Origin of the sequence: Pseudoxanthomonas suwonensis 11-1 (genome assembly GCF_000185965.1) — a bacterium.
Lineage (GTDB): Bacteria > Pseudomonadota > Gammaproteobacteria > Xanthomonadales > Xanthomonadaceae > Pseudoxanthomonas > Pseudoxanthomonas suwonensis_A.
This window is the reverse complement of record NC_014924.1, coordinates 911,432-926,736: the sequence shown is the minus strand read 5'-3', so window position 1 is coordinate 926,736 and position 15,305 is coordinate 911,432. Positions and strand designations below refer to the sequence as shown.

14 protein-coding genes are annotated in these 15,305 nt (G+C 69.0%); 9 read left to right on the top strand and 5 right to left on the bottom strand.

The genetic code is table 11. The annotated features are described in order from the left end of the window. Positions 1–111 precede the first annotated feature (111 nt). The 4 genes from PSESU_RS04120 to PSESU_RS04105 all read right to left on the bottom strand — a co-directional run bounded on the left by PSESU_RS04120 (position 112) and on the right by PSESU_RS04105 (position 3,810). The gene (locus tag PSESU_RS04120; protein WP_013534514.1) at positions 112–855 is read right to left on the bottom strand and encodes a cytochrome c1; all 744 of its coding nucleotides are present in this window, start codon (positions 853–855) and stop codon (positions 112–114) included. After that, positions 848–2,107 carry a cytochrome b gene (locus PSESU_RS04115; protein ID WP_013534513.1) on the bottom strand — a complete coding sequence of 420 codons (1,260 nt, stop codon included), beginning with the start codon at positions 2,105–2,107 and terminating at the stop codon, positions 848–850. The genes PSESU_RS04120 and PSESU_RS04115 overlap by 8 nt, the downstream gene beginning before the upstream one ends. 3 nt (positions 2,108–2,110) lie before the next feature. Beyond that, on the bottom strand, positions 2,111–2,728 hold the full coding sequence (petA, locus tag PSESU_RS04110) for a ubiquinol-cytochrome c reductase iron-sulfur subunit (protein WP_013534512.1): 618 nt from the start codon (positions 2,726–2,728) through the stop codon (positions 2,111–2,113). 164 nt (positions 2,729–2,892) lie between these two features. After that, positions 2,893–3,810 (bottom strand): lytic transglycosylase domain-containing protein, encoded by a 918-nt coding sequence (locus PSESU_RS04105; protein WP_013534511.1) that lies wholly within the window; start codon positions 3,808–3,810, stop codon positions 2,893–2,895. Positions 3,811–3,939: 129 nt separating this feature from the next. Here PSESU_RS04105 and miaB point away from each other — a divergent pair, with 129 nt between their 5' ends. From miaB to PSESU_RS04060, 9 genes are all read left to right on the top strand, one after another. After that, a complete protein-coding gene (gene miaB, locus PSESU_RS04100) occupies positions 3,940–5,385 on the top strand; it encodes a tRNA (N6-isopentenyl adenosine(37)-C2)-methylthiotransferase MiaB (protein ID WP_155942713.1) in 1,446 nt (481 codons plus the stop codon). 148 nt (positions 5,386–5,533) lie between these two features. Then, a complete protein-coding gene (locus PSESU_RS04095) occupies positions 5,534–6,517 on the top strand; it encodes a PhoH family protein (RefSeq protein ID WP_013534509.1) in 984 nt (327 codons plus the stop codon). Positions 6,518–6,599: 82 nt separating this feature from the next. Beyond that, positions 6,600–7,091 carry an rRNA maturation RNase YbeY gene (ybeY, locus tag PSESU_RS04090; protein WP_013534508.1) on the top strand — a complete coding sequence of 164 codons (492 nt, stop codon included), beginning with the start codon at positions 6,600–6,602 and terminating at the stop codon, positions 7,089–7,091. A gap of 5 nt (positions 7,092–7,096) precedes the next feature. Beyond that, entirely contained in the window at positions 7,097–7,699 is a 603-nt protein-coding gene (locus tag PSESU_RS04085; protein WP_013534507.1) for a hypothetical protein, read from the top strand. A 46-nt stretch (positions 7,700–7,745) separates the two neighbouring features. Continuing rightward, positions 7,746–8,627, top strand: coding sequence for an HlyC/CorC family transporter (locus PSESU_RS04080; protein ID WP_013534506.1), 882 nt, complete (start codon positions 7,746–7,748; stop codon positions 8,625–8,627). Further along, positions 8,627–9,802, top strand: coding sequence for a DUF4105 domain-containing protein (locus PSESU_RS04075; protein WP_013534505.1), 1,176 nt, complete (start codon positions 8,627–8,629; stop codon positions 9,800–9,802). The genes PSESU_RS04080 and PSESU_RS04075 overlap by 1 nt, the downstream gene beginning before the upstream one ends. 43 nt (positions 9,803–9,845) lie before the next feature. After that, complete coding sequence (locus PSESU_RS04070) at positions 9,846–10,850, top strand: magnesium and cobalt transport protein CorA (RefSeq protein WP_013534504.1); 1,005 nt, start codon at positions 9,846–9,848, stop codon at positions 10,848–10,850. Positions 10,851–10,986: 136 nt separating this feature from the next. Then, positions 10,987–13,059 carry a carbon starvation CstA family protein gene (locus tag PSESU_RS04065; RefSeq protein WP_013534503.1) on the top strand — a complete coding sequence of 691 codons (2,073 nt, stop codon included), beginning with the start codon at positions 10,987–10,989 and terminating at the stop codon, positions 13,057–13,059. Between the two features lie 10 nt (positions 13,060–13,069). Further along, on the top strand, positions 13,070–13,294 hold the full coding sequence (locus tag PSESU_RS04060; RefSeq protein WP_013534502.1) for a YbdD/YjiX family protein: 225 nt from the start codon (positions 13,070–13,072) through the stop codon (positions 13,292–13,294). Positions 13,295–13,983: 689 nt separating this feature from the next. Here the strand turns inward: PSESU_RS04060 and PSESU_RS04055 are convergent. Further along, positions 13,984–15,243 (bottom strand): DUF819 domain-containing protein, encoded by a 1,260-nt coding sequence (locus PSESU_RS04055; RefSeq protein ID WP_013534501.1) that lies wholly within the window; start codon positions 15,241–15,243, stop codon positions 13,984–13,986. Positions 15,244–15,305 lie beyond the last annotated feature (62 nt).

The window sequence follows — 15,305 nt, the reverse complement described above, 5'->3', positions numbered from 1 at the left end:
CCCTCGCCGTCGGATCGTGGTGATCCCCGGAGTGTGCCGTTGCGGCGCCAAAAAGCGCAAGGCCGGGAAGACCCGGCCTTGGCTGTACGGCTATGGCTTGCGGCCGGGGCGTCAGTGCACGTCCCGCCAGTATTCCTGCTTGAGCAGCCATGCCAGGAAGGTCAGGCCGACCAGGAACAGGATCACCCAGATGCCCAGGGCCTGGCGCTTGAGCGCGGCCGGCTCGCCGGCATACTCGAGGAAGTTGGTGATGTCGCGCGCGACCTGGTCGAACTCCTGGGCCGACACCTTGCCCGGGGAGGTGACCACAAGCCGCTCCGGATGGCGCTCGCCGGCCGCGTCGGGCTCGCCGAACTCGGCGTGCTGCAGGCCCTGAAGCTCCCACAGCGGGTTGGGCATGGACACGTTCGGGAACAGCTTGTTGTTCCAGCCCAGCGGACGGCTCTCGTCCAGGTAGAACGACTTGAGGTAGGTGTACAGCCAGTCGCTGCCGCGCACGCGGGAGATCAGGCTCAGGTCCGGCGGCATCTTGCCGTACCACTTCTCCGCGTCGGCCGGGGACAGCGCGACGTGGATCTGCTCGCCGTACTTGGCGCCGGTGAAGTTGAGGTTCTGCATCACCTCTTCTTCGGTCAGGCCAAGGTCTTCCGCCATGCGCGAGTAACGCAGGTACTTGAGCGAATGGCAGCCGGAGCAGTAGTTCATGTACAGCGCGGCACCGCGCTGCAGGGAGGCGCGGTCCGACAGGTCGTTGCCGGCCTGCTGCACGGCGCCGCCGGAAGCGGCGAATGCGGCGGCGGAGAACAGGAGCCCGGTGGCCGCTGCGGTCAGCAGGGCAATCCACTTCTTAGTCATGCGTCGTCACCCGTTCCGGCACCGGCTTGGTCTTGTCGATCTTGGTCCAGATCGGCATGGTCAGGAAGAACAGGAAGTAGTAGGCGGTCAGGAACCGGCCGACGATGGTCTCGACCGGGTCGGTACCCGGGCCGGCGCCGATCTTGCCCAGCCACACGAAGCTGATGGCGAAGCCCAGCAGCAGCACCCAGGACAGCAGGCCGCGGTAGCGGTAGGACTTGACCTTCGAGCGATCCAGCCACGGCACCGCGAACAGGATCGCGATGGCGCCGAACATCACCAGCACGCCGCCGAGCTTGTCGGGCACCACGCGCAGCATCGCGTAGAAGGGCGTGTAGTACCACACCGGCTTGATGTGCTCCGGGGTGACCAGCTTGTTGGCCTCGGTGAAGTTGTCGTGCTCGAGGAACCAGCCGCCGAACGCCGGGGCGAAGAAGATGATGAAGGCGGCGATGACCAGCATCGCGCACACGTAGAAGCTGTCCTTCACCGTGTAGTACGGGTGGAACGGCACGCCGTCGGCCGGGCCGGTCGGCGACCAGCGGTTGCCCTTCGGGCCCTTCTTGATCTCCACGCCGTCGGGGTTGTTGGACCCGACCTCGTGCAGCGCGCCCAGGTGCAGCACGACCAGCAGCAGCAGCACCAGCGGCAGCGCGATCACGTGCAGGGCGAAGAAGCGGTTGAGGGTGGCGTCGGAGGGCAGGTAGTCGCCCATGATCCACTCGGTCAGGCCGTTGCCGATCACGGGGATCGCGCCGAACAGCGAGATGATCACCTTGGCGCCCCAGAACGACATCTGGCCCCACGGCAGCACGTAGCCCATGAAGGCCTCGGCCATCAGCACCAGGTAGATCAGCATGCCGAGGATCCACACCAGCTCGCGCGGCTTCTGGTACGAGCCGTACATCAGGCCGCGGAACATGTGCAGGTAGACGACGATGAAGAACAGCGAGGCGCCGGTGCTGTGCATGTACCGGATCAGCCAGCCCCACTCCACGTCGCGCATGATGTACTCGACCGACGCGAAGGCTTCCGCCGCGCTGGTCTTGAAGTGCATCGTCAGGAAGATGCCGGTCACGATCTGGTTGACCAGCACCACCATCGACAGCACGCCGAAGATGTACCAGATGTTGAAGTTCTTCGGCGCGTAGTACTCGGACATGTGCTTCCGGTACATCGGCGCCAGGGCCGGCGCGCGCGCGTTGACCCAGTCCATCACGCCGGTGGCGGCGCGGTTGAAGATGTTGGCCATGGCTTATGCCCCCTGAGGATCGACGCCGATGACGATGGTGTTGTCGTCGGCGTAGTAGTGCGGCGGCACGACCAGGTTGGTCGGGGCGGGCACGCCCTGGAACACGCGGCCGGCCATGTCGAAGCGCGACTTGTGGCAGGGGCAGAAGTAGCCGCCCTTCCACTCCGGGTCGTATGGCTCGGGCTTGATCTCCGCGGCCATCTCCGGCGAGCAGCCGAGGTGGGTGCAGAGGCCGACCAGCACGGAGATCTCCGGCTTGAGCGAGCGCAGCTCGGGGTTGGCCTGGCGCACGTACTCCGGCTGCTGGTCCGCGTTGTCCGACTTGGGATCGCGCAGGCGGCCGTCGAGCGCCGGCAGCGCCTCGAGCACGGCCCTGGAACGCTTGACGATCCAGATCGGTTGGCCGCGCCACTCCAGGATCAGGCGCTGGCCTTCCTGCAGGGCACTGATATCGGCGGTCACCGGGGCACCGGCGAGCTTCGCCCGGGCGCTGGGATTCCACGACTTGATGAACGGTACTGCTGCGAAACCGGCCCCCACGGCCCCCACCACGGCGGTGGTGGCGGTCAGGAACCGGCGTCGGCCCGTGTTCACGGGCGCTTGGACCTCATCGTTGGCCATCCGGCACTCCGAAAATCTTCAGCTGGTAGCGTTGGCTGCCCGCGACCGCGGACGGCCGCAAAAGACGAGGAAGTGTAACGGAACGCTTAACGACCCGACAATGCCGGCCAGTCGCGCGCGTTTTCCCGTTACCGGACCCATCGTGGCAGTGTTCCATGGCGGCCTCAGCGCGAGGCCAGGACGCCGCGGTAGCGCTCGGCGAGCACGCCGACGCGCTGCACGTAGCGCTGGGTCTCGCTGTAGGGCGGCACCCCGTTGTAGCGGTCCACGGCGCCCTCGCCGGCGTTGTACCCGGCCGCGGCCAGGGTCAGGTCGCCGTTGAAGCGCTTCAGCAGCCAGGCCAGGTACCGGGTGCCGCCGCGGATGTTCTGCTGGGCGTCGTAGCTGTCGCTGACCCCGAACCGGCGCGCGGTGGCGGGCATCAGCTGCATCAGGCCCTGGGCACCGGCATGCGACAGCGCCGAGGGGTTGAACGCGGATTCGGCATGGATCACCGCCCGCACCACCGCCTCCTCGACCCCGAACTCGCGCGCCGCCGCGGCGATCTCGTCGCGGTAGGCGTCGGTGTTGAGGCGCACTGTGGCGAAGCTCACCCCGGGCTGCACGCCGCAGGCGTAGCAGGTCTCCATGAAGGAGTACGCCACGGTGCGCACCGAGCTGGCACCGGAGCCGCGCCCCGGGGGCCGGCTGGTGAAGTGGCGCACGCCGTCCTTCATATAGGAATAGACCTGGCCGCTGACCTGGCGCCGGACCGGCGTGCCCGTGGACGCCTTGGCGGGCGCAGGCGCCGGGGTGGTCGCGACCGCCGGCACCATGACCGGTTCGCCCGTGGCTCCGCCGGCGGCGGCCGCGGAAACCGGGGTGGCGGCCACCGGCGCCGGCGCCGGCCTGGCGGCCGCGCGCGGGGTCCGGCGATCGGGCGTGAAGTGGCTTGCCACGGTGCACTGCGCACCGGGCATCCGCTTGGTCACGTAGCTGGATATGCCGTCGCTGCCTACGCACCGGTACACGGTGCCTGCGCTTGCCGGAACCGCGGCCAGCGCGAGCAGCAGCAGGACGGCTGCCTTCCCCAAGGTCCCCATGGGGCGGAGTATCCGGGCTGGACGCCGGCTTGCCAAGTCGGGGAATGCGGGCCCGGAGGGGGGCGCCCCGGCCCCGCCGCGGCTACAATGCCGCCCCCCTGCCCGCCTGGATTAACCGCCATGACCGGGATGAACGCTTCTCCGGACCTCGTTCCGGACGCCGCCATCGCGCCCGCCACCACCCCCGCCCCCTCCCTGGTCCCGCTGCCGGGCGCCGCTCCGCGCGCCATTCCCGGCGGGGCCCGCGGCAAGCTCTACATCAAGACCCACGGTTGCCAGATGAACGAGTACGACTCGGCCCGCATGGCCGACGTGCTCGCCGAGCACGAGGGCCTGGAGCTGACCGACAACCCGGAGGAGGCCGACGTCGTCCTGGTCAACACCTGCTCGATCCGCGAGAAGGCCCAGGAGAAGGTGTTCAGCCAGCTCGGCCGCTGGAAGGCGCTGAAGGAAGGCGGCCGCGAGGTGATCATCGGCGTCGGCGGCTGCGTCGCCTCCCAGGAGGGCGAGGCGATCGTCAAGCGCGCGCCCTACGTGGACCTGGTGTTCGGCCCGCAGACCCTGCACCGCCTGCCGGAGCTGATCCGCGCCCGCCGCGAGCAGCAGCGCCCGCAGGTGGACATCTCCTTCCCGGAGATCGAGAAGTTCGACCGCCTGCCCGAGCCGCGCGCCGAAGGCCCCAGCGCCTTCGTCTCGATCATGGAAGGCTGCTCCAAGTACTGCTCGTTCTGCGTGGTGCCCTACACCCGCGGCACCGAGGTCAGCCGCCCGTTCGAGGACGTGCTGGTCGAGGTCGCCCAGCTGGCCGCCCAGGGCGTGCGCGAGATCAACCTGCTGGGCCAGAACGTCAACGCCTATCGCGGGCCGATGGGCGAAGGCACGGAGGAGGTCGCGGACCTCGGCCTGCTGATCCGCACCATCGCCCAGATCGAGGGCATCGGCCGCATCCGCTTCACCACCTCGCACCCGCTGGAGTTCTCCGACTCGCTGGTCGAGGCCTACCGCGACGTGCCGCAGCTGGCCAACTACCTGCACCTGCCGGTGCAGTCCGGCAGCGACCGCATCCTCGGCGCGATGAAGCGCGGCTACACCACGCTCGAGTTCAAGCAGAAGATCCGCAAGCTGCGCGCGGTGCGCCCGGACATCTCGATCTCCTCGGACTTCATCGTCGGCTTCCCCGGCGAGACCGACGCCGACTTCGAGAAGACCATGAAGCTGATCGAGGACGTGGGCTTCGACCAGAGCTTCTCCTTCATCTACTCGCGCCGTCCCGGCACCCCGGCCGCGGACCTGCCGGACGACGTCGGCGACGAGGCCAAGCACGCCCGCCTGTCGCGCCTGCAGGCCACGATCAACGCCAACGCCGCGCGCATCTCCGAGGCCATGGTCGGCAGCGTGCAGACCGTGCTGGTCGAGGGCCCGTCGAAGAAGAACCCGGCCGAACTGACCGGCAAGACCGAGAACATGCGCTCGGTGAACTTCCCCGGCAACCCGCGACTGGTCGGCCAGTTCGTGGACGTGCGCATCACCGCGGCACTGACCAACTCGCTGCGCGGCGAGCTCGTGCTGGCCTGAGGCAGGTGGCCCCTCTCCCGGCAGGAGAGGGGCTCACTGGCGGCCGCCATGGCGGCGTTTTCACTGGTTCCACCGCCTGCCCCGCGCTAACCTTTCGGCCCCGAAACAATGGCGCCCCCGCGCCACGCGCGCAGGCAGCGCGCCGCCGATGACCCAGACCCAGCGCGACTTCACCCTCGAACCCGCCGACACCGAGCGGCTCGCCAACCTGGCCGGCCCGTTCGACCAGCACCTGCGCCAGATCGAGCTGCGCCTGGGCGTAGCCATCGCCAACCGCGGCAACATCTTCCGCGTGACAGGCGAGGCCGGTGCCGCCTCGCGCGCCGAGCACCTGCTGCAGGCGCTGTACGCCGAGGCCGGCGACACGACCTTCGACAGCCACGCCATCCACCTGCGCCTCAACGACGCCAACGTCGACCAGGTCGACGAGGCCGGCTACCAGCCGCAGGAAGTGTCGGTGAAGGTGCGCCGCGGCACCATCCGTGGCCGCGGCGCCAACCAGGCCCGCTACCTGCATTCGATCGCCACCCACGACATCAATTTCGGCATCGGCCCGGCCGGCACCGGCAAGACCTTCCTGGCCGTGGCCATGGCGGTGGACGCGCTCAACGAATCGCGGGTACAGCGCCTGGTGCTGGTGCGCCCGGCGGTGGAGGCCGGCGAGAAGCTCGGCTTCCTGCCCGGCGACCTGACCCAGAAGGTCGATCCCTACCTGCGCCCGCTGTACGACGCCCTGTACGAGATGCTGGGTGTGGAGAAGGTGGTCAAGCTGCTGGAGAAGAACGTCATCGAGATCGCGCCGCTGGCCTACATGCGCGGCCGCACCCTCAACGACGCCTTCGTGATCCTGGACGAAGCGCAGAACACCACCATCGAGCAGATGAAGATGTTCCTGACCCGACTGGGCTTCGGCTCCACCGCGGTGGTGACCGGCGACATGACCCAGATCGACCTGCCCAAGCACGTCAAGTCGGGGCTGAAGGATGCGATCGAAGTGCTGCGCGGCGTGGAAGGCGTCAGCTTCACCTTCTTCGAGGGCCGCGACGTGGTCCGCCACCCGCTGGTCGCGCGCATCGTCAACGCCTACGACCGCCGCGACCGGGACAACGCGCGCGACGAACAGGGCCAGTAACAGGCCGGGCACGGGCGCGCGGGTCGCGGCGGAGGCGTGGGCGCGCGATACTGCACGCCCACGTATCGCCCGATCCAATGCCATGACCAAGGGTCCCGTCCGTCTCGATGTCGCGGTGAGCTATGCGGTGCCGCGCGCCGGCGTGCCCGCCGCGCAGAGCTTCCGCAAGTGGGTGGCCGCCGCGCTGGCCGGACGCATCCGCGAGGCCGACCTCGCCATCCGCATCGTCGACGCTCCCGAGGGCCAGGCCCTCAACCGCCATTACCGCGGCAAGGACTACGCGACCAACGTGCTCAGCTTCCCGGCCGAGATGCCGGAGGGCCTGCCCAAGGGGATCAAGTTCCCGCTGCTGGGCGACCTGGTGATCTGCGCCCCGGTGGTGGCCCGCGAGGCCGCCGAACAGGGCAAGCCCCTGGCCGCGCACTACGCCCACCTGACCGTCCACGGCACCCTGCACCTGCTGGGCTGGGACCACGAGGACGACAAGGAGGCCGAGGCCATGGAGCAGCTCGAACGCGAGATCCTGGCCGGGCTCGGCCTGCCGGACCCGTACGCGGCCGAGCGCGGGGACTGACGCCGGTGGCCCGTCGCGCCCTGCCCGCCCTCGCCCTGGCCCTGGCCCTGGCCGCCGCGATTCCCGCCGCGATCGCCCAGGAGACGACGACCGAAGCGCCGGACCTGGCCGCACTGCTTGAATGCCGCGGCTCATACCAGGGCTTCATCGCCCTGCTGCCGCTGCAGATGGACCCGCTGGCCGCGGTCTCGCTGGGCTGGCGTCCGCAGCCGCAGGCCAATCCCTTCATGGTCGAGTACCGGCTCAACACCCCGGTGACCGTGTTCGGCCACCAGAGCGACCACATCGCCTTCGCCGGCGACGCCATCCTGGCCGTGCTCGACCTGCCCGACCCGCGCCCGCTGGCCCGCGAGCTGGGGCTCGAAGCCGGGATCGACACCCCGCAGAAGGCCCTGTTCGGGCTGGAGGTGCGGGCCGAGGAGGTCCCCGGCGGGGACGGCCAGGGTGGCTGGATCGAGTCGGCCGTGGTCAGCGTCTCCAACGTGGATTCCCACCCCGGCAAGACCCTGGCCGGCTGCAGCTACAGCCGCGATCCGCTGGAACCGGACGAGCCGGAAGAGCCGGGAACGGCGGCCGGCGCCTCGCCCGGGGTCGCCCTTCCACGCTAGACTGCGGCCAACGCCCCTCCATCCGGGCGCTGTTCCCACCCCCCAGATGTCAGAAGACGACAGTAGTAGCCACCACGCCAACGAGCCGCACGAGCGGCGACGCAACTGGCTCGAGCGCATCAGCGCGGCCTTTTCCGGCGAACCCGACACCCGCGAGGACCTCGTCGCGCTCCTGCGCGACGCCCATGGCAACGGGCTGATCGACGCCGACACCCTGCGCATGATGGAAGGCGCGCTCTCGGTCTCCGAACTGACCGTGGGCGACGTCATGGTTTCGCGCTCGCAGATGGTCTCGCTCTCGGCCGAATCCCCCTTCTCCGAACTGATCGTCCAGGTGGTCGAGTCCGGCCACTCGCGCTTCCCGGTGCATGGTGAGGACCGCGACGAGATCCTCGGCATCCTGCTGGCCAAGGACCTGCTGCGCGGCGTGGCCACCAGCAAGGGCCCGTGCGAGATCAATCCCCTGCTGCGGCCGGCGGTGCTGATCCCCGAGTCCAAGAAGCTCAACGTCCTGCTCAAGGAGTTCCGGCTCTCGCGCAACCACATGGCCATCGTGGTCGACGAGTACGGCGGGGTCGCCGGCCTGGTCACCATCGAGGACGTGCTGGAGCAGATCGTCGGCCAGATCGACGACGAGCACGACGAGGCCGCCGACGACAGCGCGCTGATCGCGGTGCAGGCCGACGGCCAGTACATCGTCGACGCGCTGACCCCGATCGGCGACTTCAACCAGCGCTTCGGCGCCGGCTTCTCCGACGACGAGTACGACACCATCGGCGGCCTGGTGACCGAGGCCATCGGCCACCTGCCCGAGGTCGGCGAGGAACTGACCCTGGACCGCTTCGCCTTCCGCGTGATCCGTGCCGACGCGCGCCGGGTGCGCGCGTTCCAGGTCGGCGTGCTGGCGGCCACGGTGGAAGAGGACTGATGCGGGCCAAGGCCTGGGCGGCCCTGCTGCTGGCCGGCCTGCTCGCGTTGCTGGCCCCGCTGGCCGTGGCCGCGCCGCGGATCGGCGTGCTGACCATGGAGCCGGGCGAGGTGTTCTTCGAGCGCTTCGGCCACGACGCCATCGTCGTGGTCGACCCGGAAACCGGCGAGGCCACTTCCTACAACTTCGGCTACTTCGATCCGGGCGAGCCGGACTTCGTCGGCCGCTTCGTGCGCGGCGAGATGATGTACATGCTGGTCGCCCTGCCGCTGGAGCTGGACCTGCAGCAGTACCGCGAGTCCGGCCGCGGGGTGACCCTGCAGTGGCTGGACATCGAGCCGGCCCAGGCCAGCGCCCTGGCCGCGGCCCTGGCCGAGCAGGCGCGGCCGGAGAACGCGCGCTACCGCTACGACTACTTCACCGCCAACTGCGCGACCAAGGTCCGCGACGCGCTGGACGAGGCCCTCGGCGGCGCGCTGCGCACCCAGCTGTCCGGGCGCTCGCGCGGCAACACTTACCGCAGCGAGGCCGTGCGCCTGGCGCGGCCGGCGCCGTGGATATGGCTGGGCTTCGACGCGGGCCTGGGTCCGTACGCTGACCGCCCGCTGTCGCGCTGGGAGGAGGCCTTCGTGCCGATGCGCCTGGCCGACAGCCTGCGCGAGGCACGCAACGCCGCCGGCCGCCCGCTGGTGCAGTCCGAGCACGAGGTGCTGCCGCACCTGGTCGATCCCGAACCGGAAGAGCGTCCGCGCCGCACCTGGCCGTGGCTGCTGGCCGGCCTGGCCGGTGCCGCCGCGATCCTGGCCCTGCGCCAGCGCCCGCGCGTGATCGCCGCTCTCGCCACGCCGCTGTGGCTGCTGTGTGGCATCGCCGGTTCGCTGCTGGCCTTCCTGTGGCTGGGCACCGCGCACGAGGCCGCCTGGGCCAACCGCAACCTGTCCCTGCTCGACCCACTGTGCCTGCTGCTCCTGCCCGGCGCCTTCGCCCTGCTGCGCGGTCGCCAGCCCGGACGCCTGTTCCGCCCGCTGCTGTGGATCGTCGCTGCGCTGGGCGGCGTCGGCTGGCTGCTGCAATGGCTGAGCCTGCAGCCGCAGTTCAACCAGCCCTGGGTGGCCCTGCTGTTACCGCTGCACCTGGCGCTGGCCCTGGCCCTGGCCCTCGGCCGGCGCCGCTGAACCCGGCTTGCCCGCCGCGCCTGCAGCACGCAGGATGCGGCGGATGATCACGCCTACACCCCTGCCCACCTGCGTCGTCGCCTCCGCCTGGTATGACGGCGACGGCCGCCGCCACGACATGTCGCTGGAGGAGCTGGGCTCCTGCATCGCCGGGGACGCGCCTGGCTTTGCCTGGATCGGCCTGTACGAACCGGCGCGCGAGATCCTGCTGCGGCTGCAGGACGCACTCGGCCTGCACCCGCTGGCGGTGGAGGACGCGGGCAAGGCGCACCAGCGGCCCAAGGTCGAGGCCTATGGCGACACGCTCTTCCTGGCCGCGCACACGACCCAGATGGACGGCAGCCGGATCGCCTACGGCGAGACCCACGCCTTCCTCGGCCGCCGCTTCCTGGTGACCGTGCGCCACGGCGCCTCGCTGTCCTACGCACCGGTGCGGCAGCGGCTGGAGCGCGAGCCGGAGCTGCTGCGCCCCGGACCGGCGATGGCCCTGTACGGCGTGCTCGACTTCATCGTCGACAACTACGCGCCGATCGTGGACGCCCACCGCGACACCCTGCAGGCGCTGGAGCGCGACATCTTCTCCGACACCTACCGCCGCGCCATCGTGGTCCGGCTGTACGACCTCAAGCGCGACCTCGCCAACATGCGCGGCTCGGTCTCGCCGCTGCAGGACGTGCTGCAGCAGCTGGTGCGCAGCCAGGCCGCGCAGGGCCAGCTGGTGCCGGAGGACGTGCGCCTGTACCTGCGCGACGTGCACGACCACGTGGTGCGGATCAACGATGCCATCGACAGCCTGCGCGACATGCTCGGCACCGCGCTGAGCGTGAACCTGTCGCTGGTCACGCTGGCCCAGGGCGAGACGGTCAAGCGCCTCGGCGCCTGGGCCGCGTTGCTGGCCGCGCCGACCCTGGTCACCAGCTGGTACGGAATGAACTTCGCACACATGCCCGAGCTGGCCCCGCGCTGGGCCTACCCGGCGCTGGCGCTGGGCGTGGGCGTGGTGTGCCTGGTGCTGTACCGGCTGTTCAAGCGCTCCGGCTGGCTGTGAACACGCCGCGACAACATATGCGGTGGAATGCTCCGGCAGCCGGGTAATACCAAAGTCGCAGCGTCTGGGGCTGAACACTGATTGACCCGCCCGGCATGCAGGACGACCCTAGTCGTACCCTCGTCGGAGACAACTCATGAAGGCATTCTCGAAGGTCGCGTGGGCAGCGCTTGCGCTGCTCGGCGCGTTCTGCCTGGGCACGGTCGCGCTGCGCCGCGGCGAACACATCAACGCGCTCTGGATCGTGGTCGCGGCGGTGTCCCTGTACCTGGTCGCCTACCGCTACTACGCCCTGTTCATCGCCGACAAGGTGCTGGGGCTGGACGCCAACCGCGCCACCCCGGCGGTGCTCAACAACGACGGCCTGGACTACGTGCCGACCAACAAGCACGTGCTGTTCGGCCACCACTTCGCCGCCATCGCCGGCGCCGGCCCGCTGGTGGGCCCGGTCCTGGCCGCGCAGATGGGCTATCTCCCCGGCCTGCTGTGGCTGGTGGTGGGCGTGGTCCTCGCCGGCGCGGTGCAGGACTTCATGGTCCTGGTGATCTCCAGCCGCCGCGACGCGCGCTCGCTGGGTGACCTGGTGCGCGAGGAGATGGGCCAGGTGCCCGGCACCATCGCCCTGTTCGGCGCCTTCCTGATCATGATCATCATCCTGGCCGTGCTGGCGATGATCGTGGTGAAAGCCCTGGCCGAAAGTCCCTGGGGCATGTTCACCGTGATCGCGACCATGCCCATCGCCATCCTGATGGGCGTGTACATGCGCTATATCCGGCCCGGCAGGATCGGCGAGATCTCGGTCGTCGGCCTGGTCCTGCTGCTGGCCGCGATCTGGTTCGGCGGCAAGGTCGCCGCCGACCCGGTGTGGGGTCCGGCCTTCACCTTCACCGGCACCCAGATCACCTGGATGCTGATCGGCTACGGCTTCGTCGCCGCGGTGCTGCCGGTGTGGCTGCTGCTGGCCCCCCGCGACTACCTGTCGACCTTCCTCAAGATCGGCACCATCATCGCCCTGGCCATCGGCATCGTGGTGGTCATGCCCGACCTGCGCATGCCGGCCCTGACCCAGTTCACCGATGGCACCGGCCCGGTGTGGAAGGGCTCGATGTTCCCGTTCCTGTTCATCACCATCGCCTGCGGCGCGGTCTCCGGCTTCCACGCCCTGATCAGCTCCGGCACCACGCCCAAGCTGATGGCCAACGAGCGCCACGCCCCCTACCTGGGCTACGGCGGCATGCTGATGGAATCCTTCGTCGCGATCATGGCCCTGGTCGCCGCCTCGATCATCGACCCGGGCGTGTACTTCGCCATGAACAGCCCGGCGGCGGTGATCGGCACCGATGCGGCCAGCGTGGCCCAGACCGTGTCCAGCTGGGGCTTCGTCATCACGCCTGAAGTGCTGCAGCAGACCGCGGTCGAGGTCGGCGAGCCCTCGATCCTGTCGCGCGCCGGTGGCGCACCCACCCTGGCCGTGGGCATCGCCCAGATCCTGCACGCCGCCCTGCCGGGCGACGGCATGATGGCGTTCTGGTACCACTTCGCGATCCTGTTCGAGGCGCTGTTCATCCTCACCGCGGTGGATGCGGGCACCCGTTCCGGCCGCTTCATGCTCCAGGACCTGCTCGGCAACTTCATCCCGGCCATGCGCCGCACCGATGCCTGGGTTCCCAATGTCATCGCCACCGCCGGCTGCGTGGCGCTGTGGGGGTACTTCCTCTACCAGGGCGTGACCGATCCGCTGGGCGGCATCAACATGCTGTGGCCGCTGTTCGGCATCGCCAACCAGATGCTGGCCGGCATCGCCCTGCTGCTGTGCACGGTGGTCCTGTTCAAGATGAAGAAGGACCGCTACGCCTGGGTGCCGATCCTGCCCACCATCTGGCTGCTGGCCTGCACCCTGAGCGCGGGCTGGATCAAGCTGTTCTCCAAGGATCCGGGCGTGGGCTTCCTGGCCCAGGCCAACCGCTACCGCGATGCCATCGCCTCCGGCCAGCTGCTGCCGCCGTCGAAGGACTTCGATGCCATGCAGCAGGTGATGATCAACAACTACGTCAATGCCGCGCTGACCGTGCTGTTCATGGGCGTGGTGGTGAGCGTGCTGTTCTACTCCATCGGTGCCATCCGCAAGGCCCGCGCGACCCCGGCCCGCACCGACCGCGAGACGCCGTTCGTGGAGCTGACTCCCGAACAGCGCAACGCCTGGCTCTGAGGAGACCGCCATGGGCACCCAGCTCGTTCCCGTCGCCCACTACGCCACGCACAAGCGTGTGTGGCGGAGGCTGGTCCAGACCGCGCGGCTGTGCTGCGGGGTCCCGGACTACGACAACTATGTCCGGCACATGCTGGAGAAGCATCCGGACAGGGAACCGATGGACTACAAGACCTTCTTCCGCGAGCGGCAGGAAGCCCGCTTCGGAGGCCGCAGCGGATTCCGCTGCTGCTGAGGGTCGCGCAATCAGCAGTACCCGGAAAGGCGAAGCCCAGGCTTCGCCTTTCTTTTTTGCTGGCGAAGGATTGCCTACCGACCCAGACCTGCCGTTGCTGGGGCTGTTGCTGGGGCTGTTGCCTTTACCGTTGCTTTCCCCGCCCGTTATAGCGAGCCGAGCATCGGAGTGCCGGCGGGGGCGTAGAGGCCCGCATGTCTGAGCGAAGCGAGTTTGCGGGCCGTCCCCCGCCGGTGCGAGAAGCGCAGGTTACCGACCGGCGCAGCCGGTCGGGCGAGCGGTTCGGGCTGTGCTTTCTTTTGGTTACTTTGATCAGCCATTCGGCTGCTGAAGAGCGCTTCTTTGCACAAGCAAAGAAAAGTGACTCGCCCAAGCCGCGAAGCGGCTGGCGAAAGCTTTTGCTTCGGGGCTCCGCAGGAGCCTGCTTTTGCCCTTGGCTCCAGCTCCAATCAAGAACGAGGGAGCAGACCAGGGCAGAAGGCAGAGCAAGGCAAAGCAAGGCAAAGCCAAGATCAAAACCTGTTTCGCCCCCGCCGCTGCGCGGCTACGGCGAGTTACTTCTTCCTTGCTCCTGCAAAGAGCTGGCTTGGCACCCTACCCAGACCCCCAACTCCTCCCCCAGGGATAGAGGGCTCAAAAGAAAAGGCGAAGCCTTGGCTTCGCCTTCCCGCATGCATCCGGAGGGCGATTCACTGCCCCGCCATCACCCGCAGGATCTGCCCCAGCCAGTAGGCGATCATCGTGCCCGTGGCATAACCCACCGTACCCAGCAGCACGCCGACCGGCGCCAGCGTCGGGTGGAAGGCTGCGGCGACCACCGGCGCCGAGGCCGCGGCGCCGATGTTGCCCTGCGAACCGATGGCGAAATAGAACAGCGGCGCGCGCACCATCTTCGCCGCGCCCCACAGCACCAGGATGTGCACGCCCATCCACACCACGCCCAGCGCCAGCAGCTCCAGCCGGTCGAACAGCTTCACGAAGTCCATCTGCATGCCGATGCTGGCGATCAGGAAGTACAGGCAGGCGCTGCCGACCTTGGCCATGCCCGCGTTCTCCAGGCGACGCACCGGGGTGAAGCTCAGGCCCAGGCCGGCGAAGGTGGCCAGCAGCACCACCCAGACGAAGGACGAGTCCAGGCTGTACTGGCTGGCGTTGGCGACGTGGGCGCCGAACCAGGCAGCGATCGGCGTGGCCGCGGCATGGGCAGCGCCGACGATGCCGAAACCGATGCCCAGGATCACCATCAGGTCGGTGAGGGTCGGGATGCGCGCGTTGGCCGCCTCGTAGGCCTCCAGCCGCGTCTTCATCTCGTCGATCGCGCGGGTGTCGGCACCGCTGCGCGCATCGATGGCGGCCGCGCGCCCTGCCAGGAACAGCAGCACGGCCATCCAGCTGTTGGCGATGGCCACGTCGACCACGGCGAACTGGCCGAACAGGGTGGCATCGACCTCGTAGACCTCGCGGATCGCCACCATGTTGGCGCCGCCGCCGATCCAGCTGCCGGCCAGCGCCGCCATGCCCTTCCACACGTCCCCGGCCACCACGTCCGGCCAGAACCACTGGAACAGCTGGAAGGACACGATCGCACCCAGGAACAGGCCGAAGGTGCCGGCGCAGAACACGAACAGCAGCCTCGGCCCCAGCTTCAGCACGCCCTTGAGGTCGATGGTCATGGTCAGCAGGACCAGGGCCACCGGCAGCAGCACGCGGCTGCCGATCGGGTTGTAGACCACGCCCTGGGTGCCGTCGATCAGGCCGAATGTGTTGTAGAGCGCGGGCACGAAGTAGCACAGCAGCAGCGCCGGCACCCAGGCGAAGAACTTCTTCCAGAACGGGGTGGGGCCGCTGGCCAGCCAGAAGATCAGGCCAAGGGTCGCTGCGATCAGGCCGAATACGACGATGTCGTTGGTGATCAGTGCGGTCGAAGCTTCGGCGTTCTCGATCGCCATGGGTACAACTCCTGCGGGAACCGTAAAAGCGATGGCCGGCGGTTGCCGGCCATCGGGTGGAT

What these genes read in the sequence shown, in the direction of transcription:
- miaB (WP_155942713.1), top strand. Translation starts at nt 3,940, where the DNA reads ATGAACGCTTCTCCGGACCTCGTTCCGGACGCCGCCATCGCGCCCGCC.
- PSESU_RS04105 (WP_013534511.1), bottom strand. Translation starts at nt 3,810, where the DNA reads ATGGGGACCTTGGGGAAGGCAGCCGTCCTGCTGCTGCTCGCGCTGGCC.
- PSESU_RS04055 (WP_013534501.1), bottom strand. Translation starts at nt 15,243, where the DNA reads ATGGCGATCGAGAACGCCGAAGCTTCGACCGCACTGATCACCAACGAC.
- PSESU_RS04070 (WP_013534504.1), top strand. Translation starts at nt 9,846, where the DNA reads ATGATCACGCCTACACCCCTGCCCACCTGCGTCGTCGCCTCCGCCTGG.
- ybeY (WP_013534508.1), top strand. Translation starts at nt 6,600, where the DNA reads ATGACCAAGGGTCCCGTCCGTCTCGATGTCGCGGTGAGCTATGCGGTG.
- PSESU_RS04060 (WP_013534502.1), top strand. Translation starts at nt 13,070, where the DNA reads ATGGGCACCCAGCTCGTTCCCGTCGCCCACTACGCCACGCACAAGCGT.
- petA (WP_013534512.1), bottom strand. Translation starts at nt 2,728, where the DNA reads ATGGCCAACGATGAGGTCCAAGCGCCCGTGAACACGGGCCGACGCCGG.
- PSESU_RS04075 (WP_013534505.1), top strand. Translation starts at nt 8,627, where the DNA reads ATGCGGGCCAAGGCCTGGGCGGCCCTGCTGCTGGCCGGCCTGCTCGCG.
- PSESU_RS04095 (WP_013534509.1), top strand. Translation starts at nt 5,534, where the DNA reads ATGACCCAGACCCAGCGCGACTTCACCCTCGAACCCGCCGACACCGAG.
- PSESU_RS04065 (WP_013534503.1), top strand. Translation starts at nt 10,987, where the DNA reads ATGAAGGCATTCTCGAAGGTCGCGTGGGCAGCGCTTGCGCTGCTCGGC.
- PSESU_RS04120 (WP_013534514.1), bottom strand. Translation starts at nt 855, where the DNA reads ATGACTAAGAAGTGGATTGCCCTGCTGACCGCAGCGGCCACCGGGCTC.
- PSESU_RS04080 (WP_013534506.1), top strand. Translation starts at nt 7,746, where the DNA reads ATGTCAGAAGACGACAGTAGTAGCCACCACGCCAACGAGCCGCACGAG.
- PSESU_RS04115 (WP_013534513.1), bottom strand. Translation starts at nt 2,107, where the DNA reads ATGGCCAACATCTTCAACCGCGCCGCCACCGGCGTGATGGACTGGGTC.